This is a genomic window from Vibrio sp. 1078-1 (genome assembly GCF_033340475.1).
Window position 1 is genome coordinate 700,804 of record NZ_JAWOWM010000001.1, and the last position, 15,467, is coordinate 716,270.

A 15,467-nucleotide genomic window follows, 5' to 3' on the forward strand; every position below is an offset into this window, starting at 1 on the left:
AGACGAGGGCAGTGTCATTGCTGCCCAAACCAAAGCCATGCAGAGCCTACTTTGCATGGCTTTTTTGTTGGGCTTCTTTCTATGAGCTCTAGAAAAAAACTTGGAAATTGAAAAAAGTATTCTTAGCTAGTTTATACCCAAGTAACCTCGAGATGTTAGGTTCAGCGAGAATGGCTTGGTTTGTAGACGCGGCGGCGATTTAAAGGTCTAGTGGGTCTAAATCAAGAATCGACAACAAAGTATACAAACCAAGACAGCTCGCCCTTCGGGAGCGTGTCATTGACTCGGTTTCTGTGTCAAACAACTTGGAAAGAGCTGACTATTACGCTGCGTTGTTTTCCTTGACCCCGAATCAATGACAACGCTCTGAATCCTGCATCTTGAAGTCACTTGGGTATAAGAGTCATTTACAAGGAGGAGCGACATGTACCGTTATGTCAGTTCACCAAAAGCGTCAAAGTACATAGTACCGCCACCACAGCATCGCGAGTTGTCGAGTATCGATGTACCGGAGTCAGAACTTGAGATGCGTGAAATTCTGAACAATTGGTTTGCCGATGGATTGGCGCCCATCATTGAAAATGAGGACAATGACATCTCTGCTAATGAGCAACAGCGCTTTGAGCAGCTCAGTCGCACGGTGGGCGTGTTACTGCGTAATAAAGATTACTACTTCGCCACTAAGCGGATTCTTTCGTTGTGGGAGCAAGACTGCTTAGAAACGACTTACGTTAATTATCTGATTTTACGTAGTGAGCGCATACCATACTTCGAATAAGCCCTATTTATAGGCTTAAAATAGTGGTTTACATGGTTTTCTTAGTAACTTTTGACACCTGTATTTAACATTTTTGTAAACATCGTTATATTTAAGGCTCATCGTTGTCAGGAGTTTATGGATGAACCTTACGATATCAGGGAAGTTGCAGCTCAGTTTTGTGCTGCTAGCCGTACTTTTTATGGCATCAGCGGTATTCACGTATCGCAACGTCACTACCGTAGAGCAATACGCCTCTTCGTTACTTAAATCCGATTTACCGACCGTCGACACCAGTCGCGGTATCCAACAGTCCGTTCAAGCGTCGCTGTCCTCGATTCGAGCCTACATGTTGCTAGGTGGCGATGAAGAGGCGAGCGCACGTCTGAGTGAGGACGTGCGTAATATCATGGCATCTACAGACGAGTCGCTTCCAACGTTGCAGGCGTTGATCTCTGAACAGGATTTTCAAGCGATCCAAAGCCAGTGGGACGCGGTAAAAGTTTCTCTAAACAAGCTGATTGAACTTAGCCACAGTGATGAGAACTTACCCGCACACAACCTCTTTATTAACGAAGCGGCACCCATTGCAGAAGTGGCACTTGACCAGCTTCAAAGCTTAATCAACGAAGAGTCAGGAAACCCATTCGGTGGAGACAGAAAACGTCTGTTCAAAGTTTATGCCGACAGCTATACCTCGCTCGCCAATGCACTGTCTGCACTGCGAGATTTCCTGTTATACGGGCAGCAAGATCACCTAGACAAATACCACGACTTGATTAAATACCACAATCAATCTGTGGCGGAAATCGATAGCAAACTCGACAGACTTACTGATAACGACCAATCTTTGTGGTCACTGTTTAAAGAAATGCAGCAACTGTACTTTCCTTTAGCAGAGCAGGTAATTGCATTGCGTCAATCGCCAGAGTGGAACGAATCAAACTTGTTAATGGCGAATGAACTGTTGCCAGCAGCGGATGCACTAGACCAAAGCTTAGAAACGATCGTATTGGCTCAGCAAAGTCGTGCAGATCAAAGTGGACAGGGCATTAATCAGTCGATCAAAAACGTACTCACCACCATGCTGATTGCCGCGGCATTGGTTTTGTTTGCCGCAGTAGCGATTTCAAAATACATGGGCAACACCATTGGTCGCCGAGTGAAAAACTTATCGGAGCGTGCAAAGACGATCGCTTCAGGGGACGTTTCTCAGCCTCCGTTAACTGTTGTTGGGAAAGATGAATTGGCAGACCTTACCGATTCGATTAACCGCATGAACCAATCGTTAGCGAGCATCGTGGCAGGGGTGAGTGAGAAAGCGCACCAAGTGGATACCAGTATGGGGGCTTTGTTGGAATCGGCGCAAGTCACTTCATCGAATGTAGAACAGCAACAGACCAGCATTGTTGAAATGGGAAGCCAATTGGATGAAATCGCTTTAGCCGCGCGTAACACCCTAGATCAAGCCAACCAATCAGTGCAGAAGCTTTCTGATTCAAAAGGCGAGATTGAACAAGGTCGTGATGCTTTAGAGCAAAACAAAGTCACTATGGAAAGTTTGCACGGCAGCATTGAAACCGCGAGTACGCAGGTGACGCAGTTAAGCAAAGAGAGCGAAGCCATTGGCCGAGTTACAGAGGTGATTGAAGGCTTAGCAGAACAAACTAACTTACTGGCATTGAATGCCGCGATAGAAGCAGCGCGTGCGGGTGACCAAGGACGAGGCTTTGCGGTTGTGGCGGATGAAGTACGTATGTTAGCGACTCGCACTACTCAATCGACGACAGAAATCAACGGTATCATCAATGCGATTCAACGCTCGACCAATTCGGTGGTAGAGGAGATTGAACACAGTCAATCACTTGCGGAGCAGGGCGCTGAGCACATTGAAAAAGCGGTAACTCGTTTGCTTGTTACTACTGAGCAAATAGGTTCCTTGAATGAGCAAATGGCAGAACTTGCAGCAGCGGCAGAGCAGCAATCTCATGCGACCAATTCGATCACTGGATTGATGTCCGGTATTACTCAATCAGTGGATGAAGTTTCGAATAACAGCCAACGTGCATCAGAGACATCATTGCAAGTAAAAGAGCAAGTTACTGAGCTGAATCAACAGATGGCAACTTTCAAAACGGCGTAGATAAGGTTTACATCTTTCATCGACTTTTGAACGTTAACCAAATAGTAAAAAAGCCCCAATCCTTTTTACACAAAAAGGGTTGGGGCTTTTTGTTGGATGATACGCCGATATTCGTCTGCTTGCTCATTGGATTTGGCTATTTAAATCATAGCTAAAACCAAATTCTCTTCGCCGAGCCGGAGTCGTAATATGACTCCATCGGCAGCAAATACTGCAAAAGAATTTTTAAACTTTATACCAATCCCGGTAAGAGAATCGTTCGTTACTACGATTGGTATCATCCTTCTAGGAGCAAGATTATGAACAAACAAGTAAGCCTAATTGGTCTAGACAGCGAACAATCAGCACAACTAGCTCAACAGCTCAATCAACTGTTAGCGCATTACCAAGTGTTGTACATGAACTCTCGCGGTTACCACTGGAACATTAAAGGTGCGCAATTCTTCGAACTGCACGTAAAATTTGAAGAGATCTACACTGATCTACAAACAAAAATCGATGAGCTTGCAGAGCGTATTCTAACTTTGGGTCACACGCCAGCGCACGCATTCAGCAACTACTTGGAAGCAAGTGAAATTAAAGAACATCAAAACGCTACTTCTGGTGAGGAGTGTGTACAAGGTCTGGTTCAAGGCTTTAGCGTTCTGCTTCTAAAACAGCGTGAGATTCTACAAAACGCGGGTGAAGCAGATGACGAAGGTACAGCGGCATTGATGGGTGACTACATCCGTGAGCAAGAAAAATTAATGTGGATGCTTAACGCTTACCTACAAGGCTAAGCAGCGCATCACCCAAGCAATCCTTGGGAACGCATGAAACAATCGGGAATAAGTCATAAGGGGCACGCTGGTGCCCCTTTTTTTGTTTGCGTGTTTTATGTGTGCGCTTTATTTGCGTGGTAAGGATTGGAAATGGCTCAGTAAATCGCTGAGTTCATTAAGCGCCAACGAGGCTGAGTCATTGAAGGTTTCTTGATTCCCATGGTGCACAAGGCAAGAGGGCATCTGCGCGTTATACGCTGCCTGCAAGTCGTAAAGGTAATCGCCGACATAAAGCACTTCATCAGGCATCAAACGCCACTCTTTCGCCAATACCTGCAGAGACAAAGGGTCTGGCTTGGGCGGGAAGCATTCACGAGTGATGACTCGTTCTACTGAGATTTGGTTGTGCTCTAGTTTGCGCTGAGTGGCGATTTGGCAGTTGCGCGTCACGATAGCGGTTTTGATTTCATTTTGATGCAAGTGGGCGAGCAATTCATGGCAGCCAATCATTAGAGCAGACTGCTCAGCATCAGAAATCTCGTAATCAAATATCACGTTATGAGCGTGCTCTCGATGATGAGGATGCTCAAGTGCGTCGACAAAATCCAATAGATCTTCACTCTGCGGACAGCCAAGCTGTTGTCGCAATTCGCCGAAGTTCATATCAGAACTCACCAAGGTGTTGTCCAAATCAAACACCACGGCTTTAATTTTATCGAGCTGTAAAGGGAATGGAATCATAATGACCTCGTACAACTTAACCGAACTATCGTTTTAAAAAACAAAAGGTTATTGTTAAGTTTAGATTCTTCTGCTTAGATTGTACGAAAATAAATCACTAGTACGTCACAAATTAAATAGTCTTAACGATTTTAGTGTTTGATTACCTTTCCTCAAGACGAAAGATTTTGCCGCTGTCGGTAGAAAAGTAGATATAACCATCGGGGCTGATGGTTATATCTCTTACTCGCTCACCAAGATTCTCCATCAATCTTTTTGATTCGGTGAGCTTGCCATTCTCAATAGAAACCACGTTGATGTGCGCCAGCTTCAAGGCACCGGCGAGGATTTTTCCGTCCAACTCTGGGTATTTATCACCACGGTACAAAATCATATTACTGGGTGCGATAGAAGGGACGTATACCAGCTTGGGATCTTCCATTCCCGGTAACGACTTAGCTTCACCGACGTCCAACGGACCCCAATATTCTTTACCATGAGAGACTTTTGCCCAGCCGTAGTTCGCGCCTTTCTTGATTAGATTAATTTCATCGCCGCCGCGTGGTCCATGTTCAATAGACCACAGCTGTTTTGTTGCTTCGTCGTAAAACATACCTTGTGGGTTGCGGTGCCCGTAACTCCATATCTCAGGACGAGCTTGGGAAGGTTTGAATGGGTTGTCTTGCGGAACCGAACCATCAAGGTTAAGGCGCAGAATACTGCCAGCATGGGTTTGAGTGTCTTGCCCATTATCACGTTCGCCACGGTCACCGATTGAGAAATAAACTTTGTCGTCTACAAATGAAAGTCGACTGCCGTAGTGACGCCCTGTGTCGGTGATGGCATCAGCAACAAAGAGATCGTTCCAACCCACAAGTTGATTGTTTTGCAATTGCGCCGTCGCTAACGCCACCGTATTGCCTTTACTCGTGCGCTTGCTGTAGGTAAAGAAGAGTTGCGGGTTTTGCGTATCGGCATTCGGTGCGAGTGCAACATCCAATAAACCAGCTTGTCCACTGGTGTTCACATTGGGGACGTTAAACAGCTTTTGAGGTTTGCCTGATGTGATATCCAGCAACGAAACCGTACCGTTCTTTTCATTGACGATAACGCGTTGGTTATCTAAAAACTCGATCCCCCAAGGGATCTGAAATCCATTCGCCACCTCGTTCGCGCGGTATTCGGCAGCGTTGGCAGAAAAGGATAAACAAGTGAGTAGGGCAGCAGCAATCGTTCTCATGGTTCCTTCCAATATGAATCGTGTTAATACTTAAAAGCTAACACTAAAAGACTATGTTTGGCAGAGATTCACTTGTATATGAATGTAAAAAATCCCCGATACGAGATCGGGGATTGAATTAAGGCTAGAGAACTGTTTAGTTAGCGAGATTACATCGCTTCTTCGAAGATCTTAGAAATTTCTTCGTGAGTTGCTTGTTTAGGGTTAGTGAAACCACAAGCGTCTTTCAGTGCGTTGTCTGCTAGTGTTGGGATGTCTTCCAGTTTCGCACCAAGCTCTTTGATACCTGCTGGGATACCCACATCTTTCGCTAGAGTAACGATAGCGTCGATTGCTGCCGCTGCACCTGCTTCAGCAGACATGCCTTCTACGTTTACGCCCATTGCTTTTGCTACGTCACGTAGACGCTCAGGACATACTTGCGCGTTGTAACGCTGTACGTGAGGTAGAAGAATCGCGTTACAAACACCGTGTGGAAGGTCATAGAAACCACCTAGCTGGTGTGCCATTGCGTGTACGTAACCTAGAGACGCGTTGTTGAATGCCATACCCGCCATGAACTGCGCGTATGCCATTTGTTCACGAGCTTCTAGATCTTCACCGTTTTTCACTGCTGTGCGTAGATAAGCCTGGATAAGCTCAATCGCTTTAATTGCTACCGCATCAGTGATTGGTGTTGCTGCGATAGATACGTAAGCTTCAATCGCGTGAGTTAGGGCATCCATACCTGTTGCCGCAGTTAGCGAAGCAGGTTTAGCTAGCATTAGCTCTGGATCGTTTACCGAGATAAGCGGTGTTGTGTGCTTATCAACGATAGCCATCTTGATGTGACGCTCTTCGTCAGTGATGATGCAGAAACGCGTCATTTCAGATGCAGTACCCGCCGTCGTGTTGATCGCGATAAGTGGCATCATTGGTTTTGCAGATTGGTCTACGCCTTCGTAATCTGCGATTTTGCCGCCGTTAGAAGCAACAAGCGCGATACCTTTCGCACAGTCGTGTGGTGAACCGCCGCCTAGAGAGATAACGAAGTCACATTCGTTATCAGTAAGAAGTGCTAAGCCGTCGTTAACGTTGCTGATAGTTGGATTTGGTTGAGTGCCATCAAACACAACGGTTGCTACATCGCGCTCAGTGAGAAGGTCTTGAACTTGTTTGACTACACCGATTTGGTTAAGGATCTTATCCGTAACGATCAAACCTTTTTTAAAGCCTTGAGATTGGATGTTGTCTGCTGCGTCTTTCAAACAACCAGCGCCCATTAGGTTTACCGTAGGGATAAAAAATGCACTTGTCATATTGGATAGCTCCGTCGTTATTTTTAATAATCTTTCTTAATTTGCCATTTACTGTCGCACATTCGTTTCCAGATTGAAGTTGATCTAAAGCAAGTTTACCCACTTAGAGGTACTTGCAAGAGAAAAACTGTGACAGTGATCTTGTTGCACTGCGTATAAGTGCAACACTGATATAAAGTAGAACAAATGTGAAACTATGGACGCAAACGATTGGCAGAAATTGACTTCTGACGCGGATATATCTCTAAATTCGACTAAAGTATAAAAAATCCCCATTAATAACTTAATTATCAATGGGGATAGGGAAGTGTTTTATAAGCTAACTACTAATAATTAAGCTATTTTAATCAGTTTTGATACTAACTTTTCGATACCTGAAGCCGCTTGAGAGATATTCTCTGCCAACATGTAAGCAGGGGTTGAAAGTACGAGGTGTTTTTCATCAAAAACGATGTCTTCGACAGGGCACGTGGTGTGTTCACCGCCCATTTGATTAAATGCTATTGAGACTGCCTCATCGTTGCCTACCGTTCCTTTCACGCCTTGCTCATAAATCATCGGAATAATGACAGGAGAAATACACAGATAGCCAGCTGGTTTTTTCGCATTAGCAAACGCGCGACAAGCTTGAGCTACGTGTGTGTTAATGGAGCACTCCGCACCCGAAACAGCGAAGTCGGTTAAGTTTTTCGCGGCACCAAACCCACCTGGAAGCAGTAGGGCATCGTATTCATCGACGTTAAGTTTGGCGACATCGTCAATATTTCCGCGTGCAATACGAGCTGATTCGATCAATACGTTACGTGTTTCATCCATTTCGTCACCAGTTAGGTGATTGATGACGTGGAGTTGGTCAATGTTAGGTGCAAAGCAGTGCCAAGTTGCACCTGCCTTCTCGATGGCGTAGAGCGCCAACACTGCTTCGTGGATCTCAGAACCGTCGTAAACGCCTGAACCACTTAAAATGACTGCGACTTTTTTCATGTTTGGATTCCTTTACTCTGAACGTTCCTTAGATTGCTCTTCGCTATCTAGACCATGCGTTTCCGAATGTGTTTTAACGTTTTCACTCTCGTTGTCATCTTCATCATAGTAGCGCACAACAAAGGGTGTAAGCATAACACTAGAGGGCAGAAAATGTTTCATATCGACTCCAACGGCTTAATAGAATGATTTTTATACTGATTTTTATAAAACAGTACGTTGAACCTGATCATTTTTGAGTTAAGCTGACGTTTCCTTTGGCATTCGTGAGTGGTAGGTCACATGAAATCAGTGCAATTTCGTTTCACACTTTATGGTTGTATCGCGATTCTCTCTTGGAGTTGTCTGCTTGGCATCGCGAGGTTGGTTACGGAGAGTTTAGGTCCTGTAGGCGGGGCAGCCATGTTGTACTCTCTTAGCTCTGTTTTCCTTCTTATCGTGGTCGGTATTCCAAAGTTGTCTTACTTTTCTCCCAAGTATCTTGCGCTTGGTGGTGCGATGTTCGTCTGTTATGAAATATTTCTCGCTCTATCTTTGGGATATTCCAACTCGCGCGCGCAGGCAATTGAGGTGTCGATTGTCAATTACCTTTGGCCCGCACTGACGGTTTTATTTGCGGTCCTTGGCAGCAATAAAAAAACAAACTGGTTGCTTTATCCCGCAGTTACGCTGGCGTTTGTTGGGGTTGCTTGGACTGTGAGCGGTGAGAATGGCTTATCCATAACTCAGATCATGTCCAATGTTAGTAGTAACCCTCTGGTGTATTTTATGGCTTTCGCTGGCGCGGTTATATGGGCTTTTTATTGCAACTTAACCCAAAGGCAGCAATCTAAACATAATGCGATTACCCTGTTTTTTATTGCAACAGCTGTTTCGCTTTGGGTCAAATACGCGTTTACGGATGAGCCACCAATGACATTCAGTTGGGAAGCGATGGGGTACTTAGTGGCCTCTGCGGCTTTAATGGCTGGTGGTTATGGTTTATGGAATATCGCGATCGTTGGCGGCAATATGGTTTTTCTCGCCACCTTGTCTTACTTCACACCCATTTTTTCCGCTTTATTTTCTTCCATTATTCTTGGCGTAACTCTGAGCCATAGCTTTTGGCAGGGCGTTGTGATGGTAACGGTGGGCTCGCTGATGTGTTGGTTAGTCACCAAAGAGAAGCGCGAAGCGGCTGGGTAAGTTACCAACGAGATCAGAGAATTTAAGTGAGCAACGAACAGATCTCCCTTGCGAGCTGTATTCGAATACGAAGAAACTAAATCGAAAAAATTAAAAAAGCTCCCGAGATTGGGAGCTTTTTATTGAGTTTTAACGGCTCTTTGGTGGCACTCTAATAAGCGACGTTCAAGTGTAGTTGAAGCTTGAATCTGTGCTTCGACAGTCGCTTGATAAGCTGCTTACGAGTGTGCTCTAGTGTATCAAGCTCCAATGTGTCGTCATCAATATGTACGTCCACATTTACTCGTAGCTCTTGGCCCACCTTCGTTACGCCAGCCAGTTTCAATTGATGCTCAGTTACTTTTTCAATCTCAAGAACATCTTTGCCAACGCTCTGACACAGCTCTTTGCTTGGTGCCATCATTAGTAGTTCACGTAAGGCACCTACTAGCATATCGAACGGTACTTTGAGGAAGTAAAAGCCCATTAAAACCATCATCATGGGGTCGGCATATACCGCATACTCAGAGAATGGCGTTAGTGAAACAGCCCAAGCCGAGATAAATCCTACGGTCACCGCCACACTCAACAAAGTATCCATTTGCCACTGTTTTTTCTCCGCTTCAATCAAGCCTGATGAGAAGCGGCGGCTGCGTTTCGCCATAAACCACCAAGCGTAACCACAACCGATAACATTCACGATGCCGAATAAGGTCGCAATAGAAGCATCGACCTCGCGACCTCCAGACATCAATGCTGATATCGCAGAGTAGAGAGAGAAGCTTACAACCACTAAAATGACGGCTGCTTTTATCGCAATAACGATTGGTTCTAAGACCGCTTTTCCAAATGGGAATACAGATTTTGAAGGCTTGTTAATATAGTAAGAAGCGGCCAGTGACAATAAAGTTAACAGTAAGCTGACCAAAGAGTAAACACCGTCAAACACGATGACAATTGATCCTACAAGCAAGCCAAGTACCATACCACCAGCAGCGAACCCAGATGCCAAAAGGGCTGAAATGGTTAGAATACGGTTTTCGTTTTTGCTTGTCCTGTCACACATAAAAGATGCCTTTGAATTTTAATACCTTACTATTCTTCGCTCATAAGGTAATTTAGGCAACCACAAAGTGACCAGTAACTAATCTAAAAAATTGCGTTTTTATTTATATTCCTATAAAACAATGGCTTACTGTGATTTTTTGGTGTCAGTAAAATTGACACTCACTGATAAAATGTTTAGAAGTCAAATAAATACTCGCTCAATTTATCTGCTAACCACGTCATTGCTGGATGCTCAGTATGGCCGTTAGGTGAAAACATACAGTAGTCTTCTTGCGTCAATCCGTATGTGTGTTTGATAACGGCGAGCTTCTGCTGACGAAGGTAATGGCGGATTAATGGTTCTGGAAGCACGCCCCAAGCGTCTTCTTCTAAGATGGTGTTCAGCATGTAGTCAAAACTCGAAAAACCAATATATCGAGTCGAGAAAGGTTGCAGTTCAGGGTTGTCTTTCTCATTTAGGTACACCATTAGTGCTTGCATCTGACTACGTAGATCTTCGTCTGAGACACGGCGCATCTTACTTAGGCGGTGTTCTACACTGCATACTGACATCATACGTATCTTGCCTAATGGGTTATATACGATACGAGGATCGTCTACTCGCTCATAATCAACGCCGAAAGCAAAATCTACTTGGTGGGTACTGACCAAGTTGGCTAAGTCGCCACTGGATGCCAAGATTAAGTTGAAGGTTGTTGAAGGAAAGCGGTTATTCAATGTATGAGATAATTCTTGCCAGAGATCATCAGGTAAGGAGTCGTCACGTGCTACCCAAACTTCCGCGTTAAACCCTTCCGAGATTTGAGCGCAGGTCTTTCTGACCCGTTGTGCGATGATAAGTAGGTGTTCGCAATCTTTGTAAATGGCTTTCCCAGCTTCAGAGAGGGTGAGCTGGTTGCCAGTTCGGTTAAACAATTCAACGTCGAGATCTTTCTCTAATGCCTTAATCGACATACTGAGTTTGGTACGATTGCAGTCGAGTTGCCTTGCCGCTTCAGAAACAGAACCACACTCAGCGATGGTGCAGAAGGCTTCTACTTGAGTTAAGTTCATGATTTGACACAACCAATAAATGAATTCAAATAATTTGGGTATTATGCAGATGCGCTCCCAAAGCCATGAAAGATTATCGAAAAAAACGCGAATCCGCCAGATAAGTCTATGGTCTTTTAACGGTTTTGCGGTAATCTATGTGGGTTACAAAAAGTGAACATGGAGGCCACGATGGCACAAGATTGGGACGGCTTAGCAAAAAACTGGGAATCAAATCCAGCAACAGAGCAATTTGCGCAGTCGGTGTTTGAGCAGTTACAACAGCTAACTCAGCTTGATGGCATTAAAGTACTAGATTTTGGATGCGGAACAGGGCAGTTAAGTCAACGATTGTCACCGATGGTTAAAGACATCGTAGCATTAGACGCATCGGAAGCCATGATTGAGGAACTCGATAAAAAAGAGCTCGTCAACGTAGAACCTGTGGTAGATGCATTATCTCGCGGCTTGGTCGCTCAGCATCCGGCCTTTCGTGGACAGTTCGACTTGGTGGTTGCATCATCAGTTTTAGCGTTTGTGGAAGACTTAGACGCGTCATTAACGATCTCGCATTCTCTACTTAACCACGGCGGCTATTTTGTTCATTTTGATTGGATTGCAGAATGTGAACAAGACGGTTTTACCCTTGCGAAGTCTGAGCGTGCACTGAAAGAAGCGGGTTTTACTGAAGTTGAATCGCAACACGTTTTTGACATTACATCTGATGGTAAAACAATGTCGGTATTAATGGGGCTTGGTCGTCGCTAATACCGCTGAATAAAGAACAAAAAATGACAAAAGCGAGCTAACAAGCTCGCTTTTTTCTTATCTGATGAGGATATATGTAACTTCACTTGCTCTAAACAAGCGTCGTGGTGCAGGCAAGGACATACTCGAACAACTTAGTCTTCGGAGGTTATTTTGAGACGACTATCCTGCGTATCTCCTCCAGCACTTCAGGGTTGGCTATTGCGCCTAAATTTTCGACGCTTCGGTTGTTAACGACTTGCTTAACGGCTAACTCGACCAGCTTTCCTGAGCGTGTCTTAGGTATATCGCTTATTGCGTAAATTGCACTAGGTACATGCCTTGGAGAACATGCAGACTTTAGCTGTGCTTTGATGGAAGCGATCATCTCGTCATTGAGCTCTACCCCTTTGACTAATTGGACAAACAGCCATATTTGTTCGTTGCGATCGACTTCTTTTCCTACTGCGATCGAATCTAGAATACCGTCTATACAGTTCACTTGCTGATAGATTTCGGCCGTGCCGATTCTTACGCCACCGGGATTCAACGTGGTATCACTTCGACCATAAAACACGTATCCCCCAACGCTGGTCTGTTCAACATCATCGCCGTGGTGCCAAATATTGTCGAATTTATCCCAATAAGCGCGATGATATCTCTCACCGGTGTCGTTCCAAAAGCCAGCAGGGAAGTTGGGTAATGAATTGGCACAAACCAACTCGCCGCGCTCTCCCATTACGCTATTACCTTGTTGGTTAAAGACTCGGACATCGACCCCTAACCCTGCTGATTGGCACTCTCCCCGATAAACGGGAGAAATAGGGTTGCCTAATACAAAGCAGCCACAAATGTCTGTTCCGCCAGAAATCGAGGCGAGGTGTACATCTTCTTTAATGTGCTGATAGACATAATCAAACTGTTCTGGATACAGAACAGAGCCCGTTGAGCAAATGGTTTTCAGACTTGGAAATGCATCACTTTTCTGCGGAGAAAAAGATGCTTTTTCCAGCGCCTCTAGGTATTTTGCTGAGGTTCCAAACAGCGTCACTTCGGCTCGTTCTGCGAGGTCCCAGAGCACATCATGAGTGGGGTAAACAGGGCTACCATCAAAAATCACCAAACATGCACCGCTCGCGAGTGAAGAAACGTGCCAGTTCCACATCATCCAACCGCAGGTCGTGTAATAAAACACGCGTTCGTTCGGTTGAATATCGCAATGCAGTTGATGCTCTTTCAAGTGATTAAGCACCGTTCCGCCGACGGAATGAACGATGCATTTCGGTTTGCCTGTTGTGCCTGAAGAATAAAGCACAAATAGCGGATCGTTAAAATTCACACGAGTAAAAGTCAGCGCTTCGGGTGTGTATTGATTCAGGACGTTTTGCCAATCTTGGGTGCAGACATCGCATTCAAAAATGTGTGGTTTAAGGTAGCTAATTTGGCAAACTTGTTTAAGACCATCAAGATGATCCGCAATATGCTGGTTTTTCTCAGACATATCGAAAGTTTTGCCATTGAATGTATAGCCATCACAAGTAAACAGGATTTTGGGTTTCACTTGACCAAAGCGCTCCAAAACGCTTTCGACGCCAAAATCAGGTGAGGTGGAAGTCCAGGTCGCCCCTAAACTGGTGGTTGCTAGCATAGCTATCACCGTTTGAGGTAGGTGAGGTAAATAACCAGCGACGACATCACCTTGCTTAATTCCACATTCTTTCAACCATTGCTGCACACTCGAAACTTCTTCGCACAATTGTTTCCAGGTGTAGGTCTGTTTTTCTTCACGTTCATTTTCAAACCAAATCGCGAGATCATCGGGTTGGTGACACGCGTAGGTTAGCAAATTTTCGGCGTAGTTAATTTGCGCGTTTGGGAACCATTTTATATCCCTATTTTCAACAGGCTGCTGCCAGCGACTTTCTGATCGCTCTTTTATGGTCTCTCCCGGAGTGCCAATGACGTCGCAGAATAGCCAAACTTCCTGCCAAAATTTTTCTACATGATCGAGTGACCATTGATGCAGATCAGCGAAGCTTTCAAGGGTATTTCCTTGTCGATTAATGTGTTCAATAAACTGTGTAATGTTGGCTTCTTCGATACGACTGTCGCTCGGTTGCCATACTTTGCTGCTCTCGCGCATAGGTCCCTCTATAACAAAGTGATAACAGGTTTTAGTGTGAGAGGAATACACGATAAAGTCAAACAAGCCAGATATTATATCGTGTCATAAAAATCATGCAGTTACGATGGGTTGTAAACAATATGTTACATCAGGATAATGCTGAGAAAATCGCGCAGGGATTGGAAGCTCTTAAGACTACAGATAGGCTTAATGTAAAGGATTTGTTAATGGAGATGAGCCATGACCCAGTATCGTTCTAAACCCGTAAACCAGGAAGGCAGGGTTGAATGGAGCCGTGAAGAAGACGCCATTTGGCGAGATTTGGTAACACGACAAATGGGTGTGATCCAAAACAGAGCTTGTGAGGCTTATTTACACGGTTTGACGCTGCTTGATTTACCTCAAGACCGCGTTCCTCAGTTGCCAGAAATTAATCGTGTCTTGATGGATACAACAGGTTGGCAAGTGGAGCCCGTTCCCGCGCTTATTGATTTCGACCGATTTTTTAATCTACTCGGTAATAAGCGCTTTCCAGTCGCCACATTCTTGCGTACAAGAGATGAGTTCGATTACTTACAGGAGCCAGATTTCTTCCACGAAATATTTGGTCATTGCGCGATGTTAACCAACCCAGACTTTGCTGCATTTACCGAGCATTATGGTCAACTAGGGCAAGCCGCTACCCCAAAACAAAGAGCCTATCTCGCTCGCCTCTACTGGTTTACCGTAGAGTTTGGCTTGGTGAAAGAAGGGGACAAAACCAAAATTTACGGTGGTGGTATTCTTTCATCTCCTGGCGAAACCCTCTACGCATTAGAGAATGATGCAGCAATTCGCGACCCATTTGAATTACAAACTGTGCTGAGAACGCCTTATCGTATCGACATCATGCAACCGAAGTACTACGTGATTGACGACTTTTCTCAACTTTTTAAAATCAGTCAGTTAAATTTATTGAAACAAGCCGATCTAGCGATTGAAGCTGGACTGCTTCCTCCACTTTTTGAACCAAAGGAACCTGCTCATGTTGAATGAACAAAAATGCGAAGCTTGTAGTATCGATGCCATTGCACTAAGCAAAGAAGAACAACAATCTCTGCTGCTGCAATTGTCTGATTGGCAGATCATTGAAAGAGAAGACATACCTCAACTAGAAAAGGTGTATAAATTTAAGAACTTCAAACAAGCATGGGCTTTCAGTAACAAAATCGCGGAACTGGCAGAAGATGAGTTCCACCATCCTTCTATTTTGTTGGAATGGGGTAAGGTCACCGTAACGTGGTGGAGTCACTCTATCAAAGGTCTGCATAAAAACGATTTTATCTGCGCATCAAAGTGTGACGCGCTAGCATCGGCAGAGTAGGACATTACCTCATACAAAAAACGCCCGGCTTACGTCGGGCGTTTTGTTTCTAAATGACTTTTACA

15 protein-coding genes are annotated in these 15,467 nt (G+C 44.7%); 7 read left to right on the forward strand and 8 right to left on the reverse strand.

What is annotated here, in order from left to right; genetic code table 11:
- Positions 1–424 precede the first annotated feature (424 nt).
- The 3 genes from R7190_RS03060 (at position 425) to R7190_RS03070 (ending at position 3,679) form a co-directional block, all read left to right on the forward strand.
- Positions 425–778 (forward strand): hypothetical protein, encoded by a 354-nt coding sequence (locus R7190_RS03060; RefSeq protein WP_033906832.1) that lies wholly within the window; start codon positions 425–427, stop codon positions 776–778.
- Between the two features lie 121 nt (positions 779–899).
- The gene (locus tag R7190_RS03065) at positions 900–2,900 is read left to right on the forward strand and encodes a methyl-accepting chemotaxis protein (protein WP_053303759.1); all 2,001 of its coding nucleotides are present in this window, start codon (positions 900–902) and stop codon (positions 2,898–2,900) included.
- Between the two features lie 299 nt (positions 2,901–3,199).
- A complete protein-coding gene (locus R7190_RS03070; RefSeq protein ID WP_005388254.1) occupies positions 3,200–3,679 on the forward strand; it encodes a Dps family protein in 480 nt (159 codons plus the stop codon).
- Positions 3,680–3,787: 108 nt separating this feature from the next.
- Here R7190_RS03070 and R7190_RS03075 read toward each other — a convergent pair whose 3' ends face one another.
- The 5 genes from R7190_RS03075 to R7190_RS03095 all read right to left on the reverse strand — a co-directional run bounded on the left by R7190_RS03075 (position 3,788) and on the right by R7190_RS03095 (position 8,065).
- A complete protein-coding gene (locus R7190_RS03075; RefSeq protein WP_186585191.1) occupies positions 3,788–4,402 on the reverse strand; it encodes an HAD family hydrolase in 615 nt (204 codons plus the stop codon).
- 142 nt (positions 4,403–4,544) lie between these two features.
- Positions 4,545–5,621 (reverse strand): PQQ-dependent sugar dehydrogenase, encoded by a 1,077-nt coding sequence (locus R7190_RS03080; RefSeq protein WP_186585193.1) that lies wholly within the window; start codon positions 5,619–5,621, stop codon positions 4,545–4,547.
- A 149-nt stretch (positions 5,622–5,770) separates the two neighbouring features.
- The gene (yiaY, locus tag R7190_RS03085) at positions 5,771–6,919 is read right to left on the reverse strand and encodes an L-threonine dehydrogenase (protein WP_186585195.1); all 1,149 of its coding nucleotides are present in this window, start codon (positions 6,917–6,919) and stop codon (positions 5,771–5,773) included.
- 333 nt (positions 6,920–7,252) lie between these two features.
- Positions 7,253–7,903, reverse strand: coding sequence for an isoprenoid biosynthesis glyoxalase ElbB (gene elbB / locus R7190_RS03090; protein ID WP_017634378.1), 651 nt, complete (start codon positions 7,901–7,903; stop codon positions 7,253–7,255).
- A gap of 12 nt (positions 7,904–7,915) precedes the next feature.
- Positions 7,916–8,065: a hypothetical protein gene (locus tag R7190_RS03095; RefSeq protein WP_017634379.1), complete on the reverse strand. Its 150-nt coding sequence runs from the start codon at positions 8,063–8,065 to the stop codon at positions 7,916–7,918.
- 120 nt (positions 8,066–8,185) lie between these two features.
- Here R7190_RS03095 and yddG point away from each other — a divergent pair, with 120 nt between their 5' ends.
- A complete protein-coding gene (gene yddG / locus R7190_RS03100; RefSeq protein WP_005389394.1) occupies positions 8,186–9,088 on the forward strand; it encodes an aromatic amino acid DMT transporter YddG in 903 nt (300 codons plus the stop codon).
- A 151-nt stretch (positions 9,089–9,239) separates the two neighbouring features.
- Here yddG and R7190_RS03105 read toward each other — a convergent pair whose 3' ends face one another.
- Both R7190_RS03105 and R7190_RS03110 read right to left on the reverse strand, forming a co-directional pair.
- Positions 9,240–10,133: a cation diffusion facilitator family transporter gene (locus R7190_RS03105; protein ID WP_053303754.1), complete on the reverse strand. Its 894-nt coding sequence runs from the start codon at positions 10,131–10,133 to the stop codon at positions 9,240–9,242.
- 176 nt (positions 10,134–10,309) lie between these two features.
- The gene (locus R7190_RS03110; protein ID WP_005375568.1) at positions 10,310–11,188 is read right to left on the reverse strand and encodes a LysR family transcriptional regulator; all 879 of its coding nucleotides are present in this window, start codon (positions 11,186–11,188) and stop codon (positions 10,310–10,312) included.
- Between the two features lie 171 nt (positions 11,189–11,359).
- On the opposite strand from R7190_RS03110, the gene R7190_RS03115 reads away from it, so the two are divergent.
- Positions 11,360–11,935: a class I SAM-dependent DNA methyltransferase gene (locus R7190_RS03115; protein ID WP_017821100.1), complete on the forward strand. Its 576-nt coding sequence runs from the start codon at positions 11,360–11,362 to the stop codon at positions 11,933–11,935.
- Between the two features lie 148 nt (positions 11,936–12,083).
- Here R7190_RS03115 and R7190_RS03120 read toward each other — a convergent pair whose 3' ends face one another.
- Positions 12,084–14,057 (reverse strand): acetoacetate--CoA ligase, encoded by a 1,974-nt coding sequence (locus R7190_RS03120; RefSeq protein ID WP_186585197.1) that lies wholly within the window; start codon positions 14,055–14,057, stop codon positions 12,084–12,086.
- 222 nt (positions 14,058–14,279) lie between these two features.
- Between R7190_RS03120 and phhA the strand changes: the two genes are divergently transcribed.
- Positions 14,280–15,074: a phenylalanine 4-monooxygenase gene (phhA, locus tag R7190_RS03125; protein WP_170893317.1), complete on the forward strand. Its 795-nt coding sequence runs from the start codon at positions 14,280–14,282 to the stop codon at positions 15,072–15,074.
- A complete protein-coding gene (locus tag R7190_RS03130) occupies positions 15,064–15,402 on the forward strand; it encodes a 4a-hydroxytetrahydrobiopterin dehydratase (RefSeq protein WP_005375563.1) in 339 nt (112 codons plus the stop codon). Before phhA ends, R7190_RS03130 begins: the two co-directional genes overlap by 11 nt.
- The last annotated feature ends 65 nt before the right edge of the window (positions 15,403–15,467 follow it).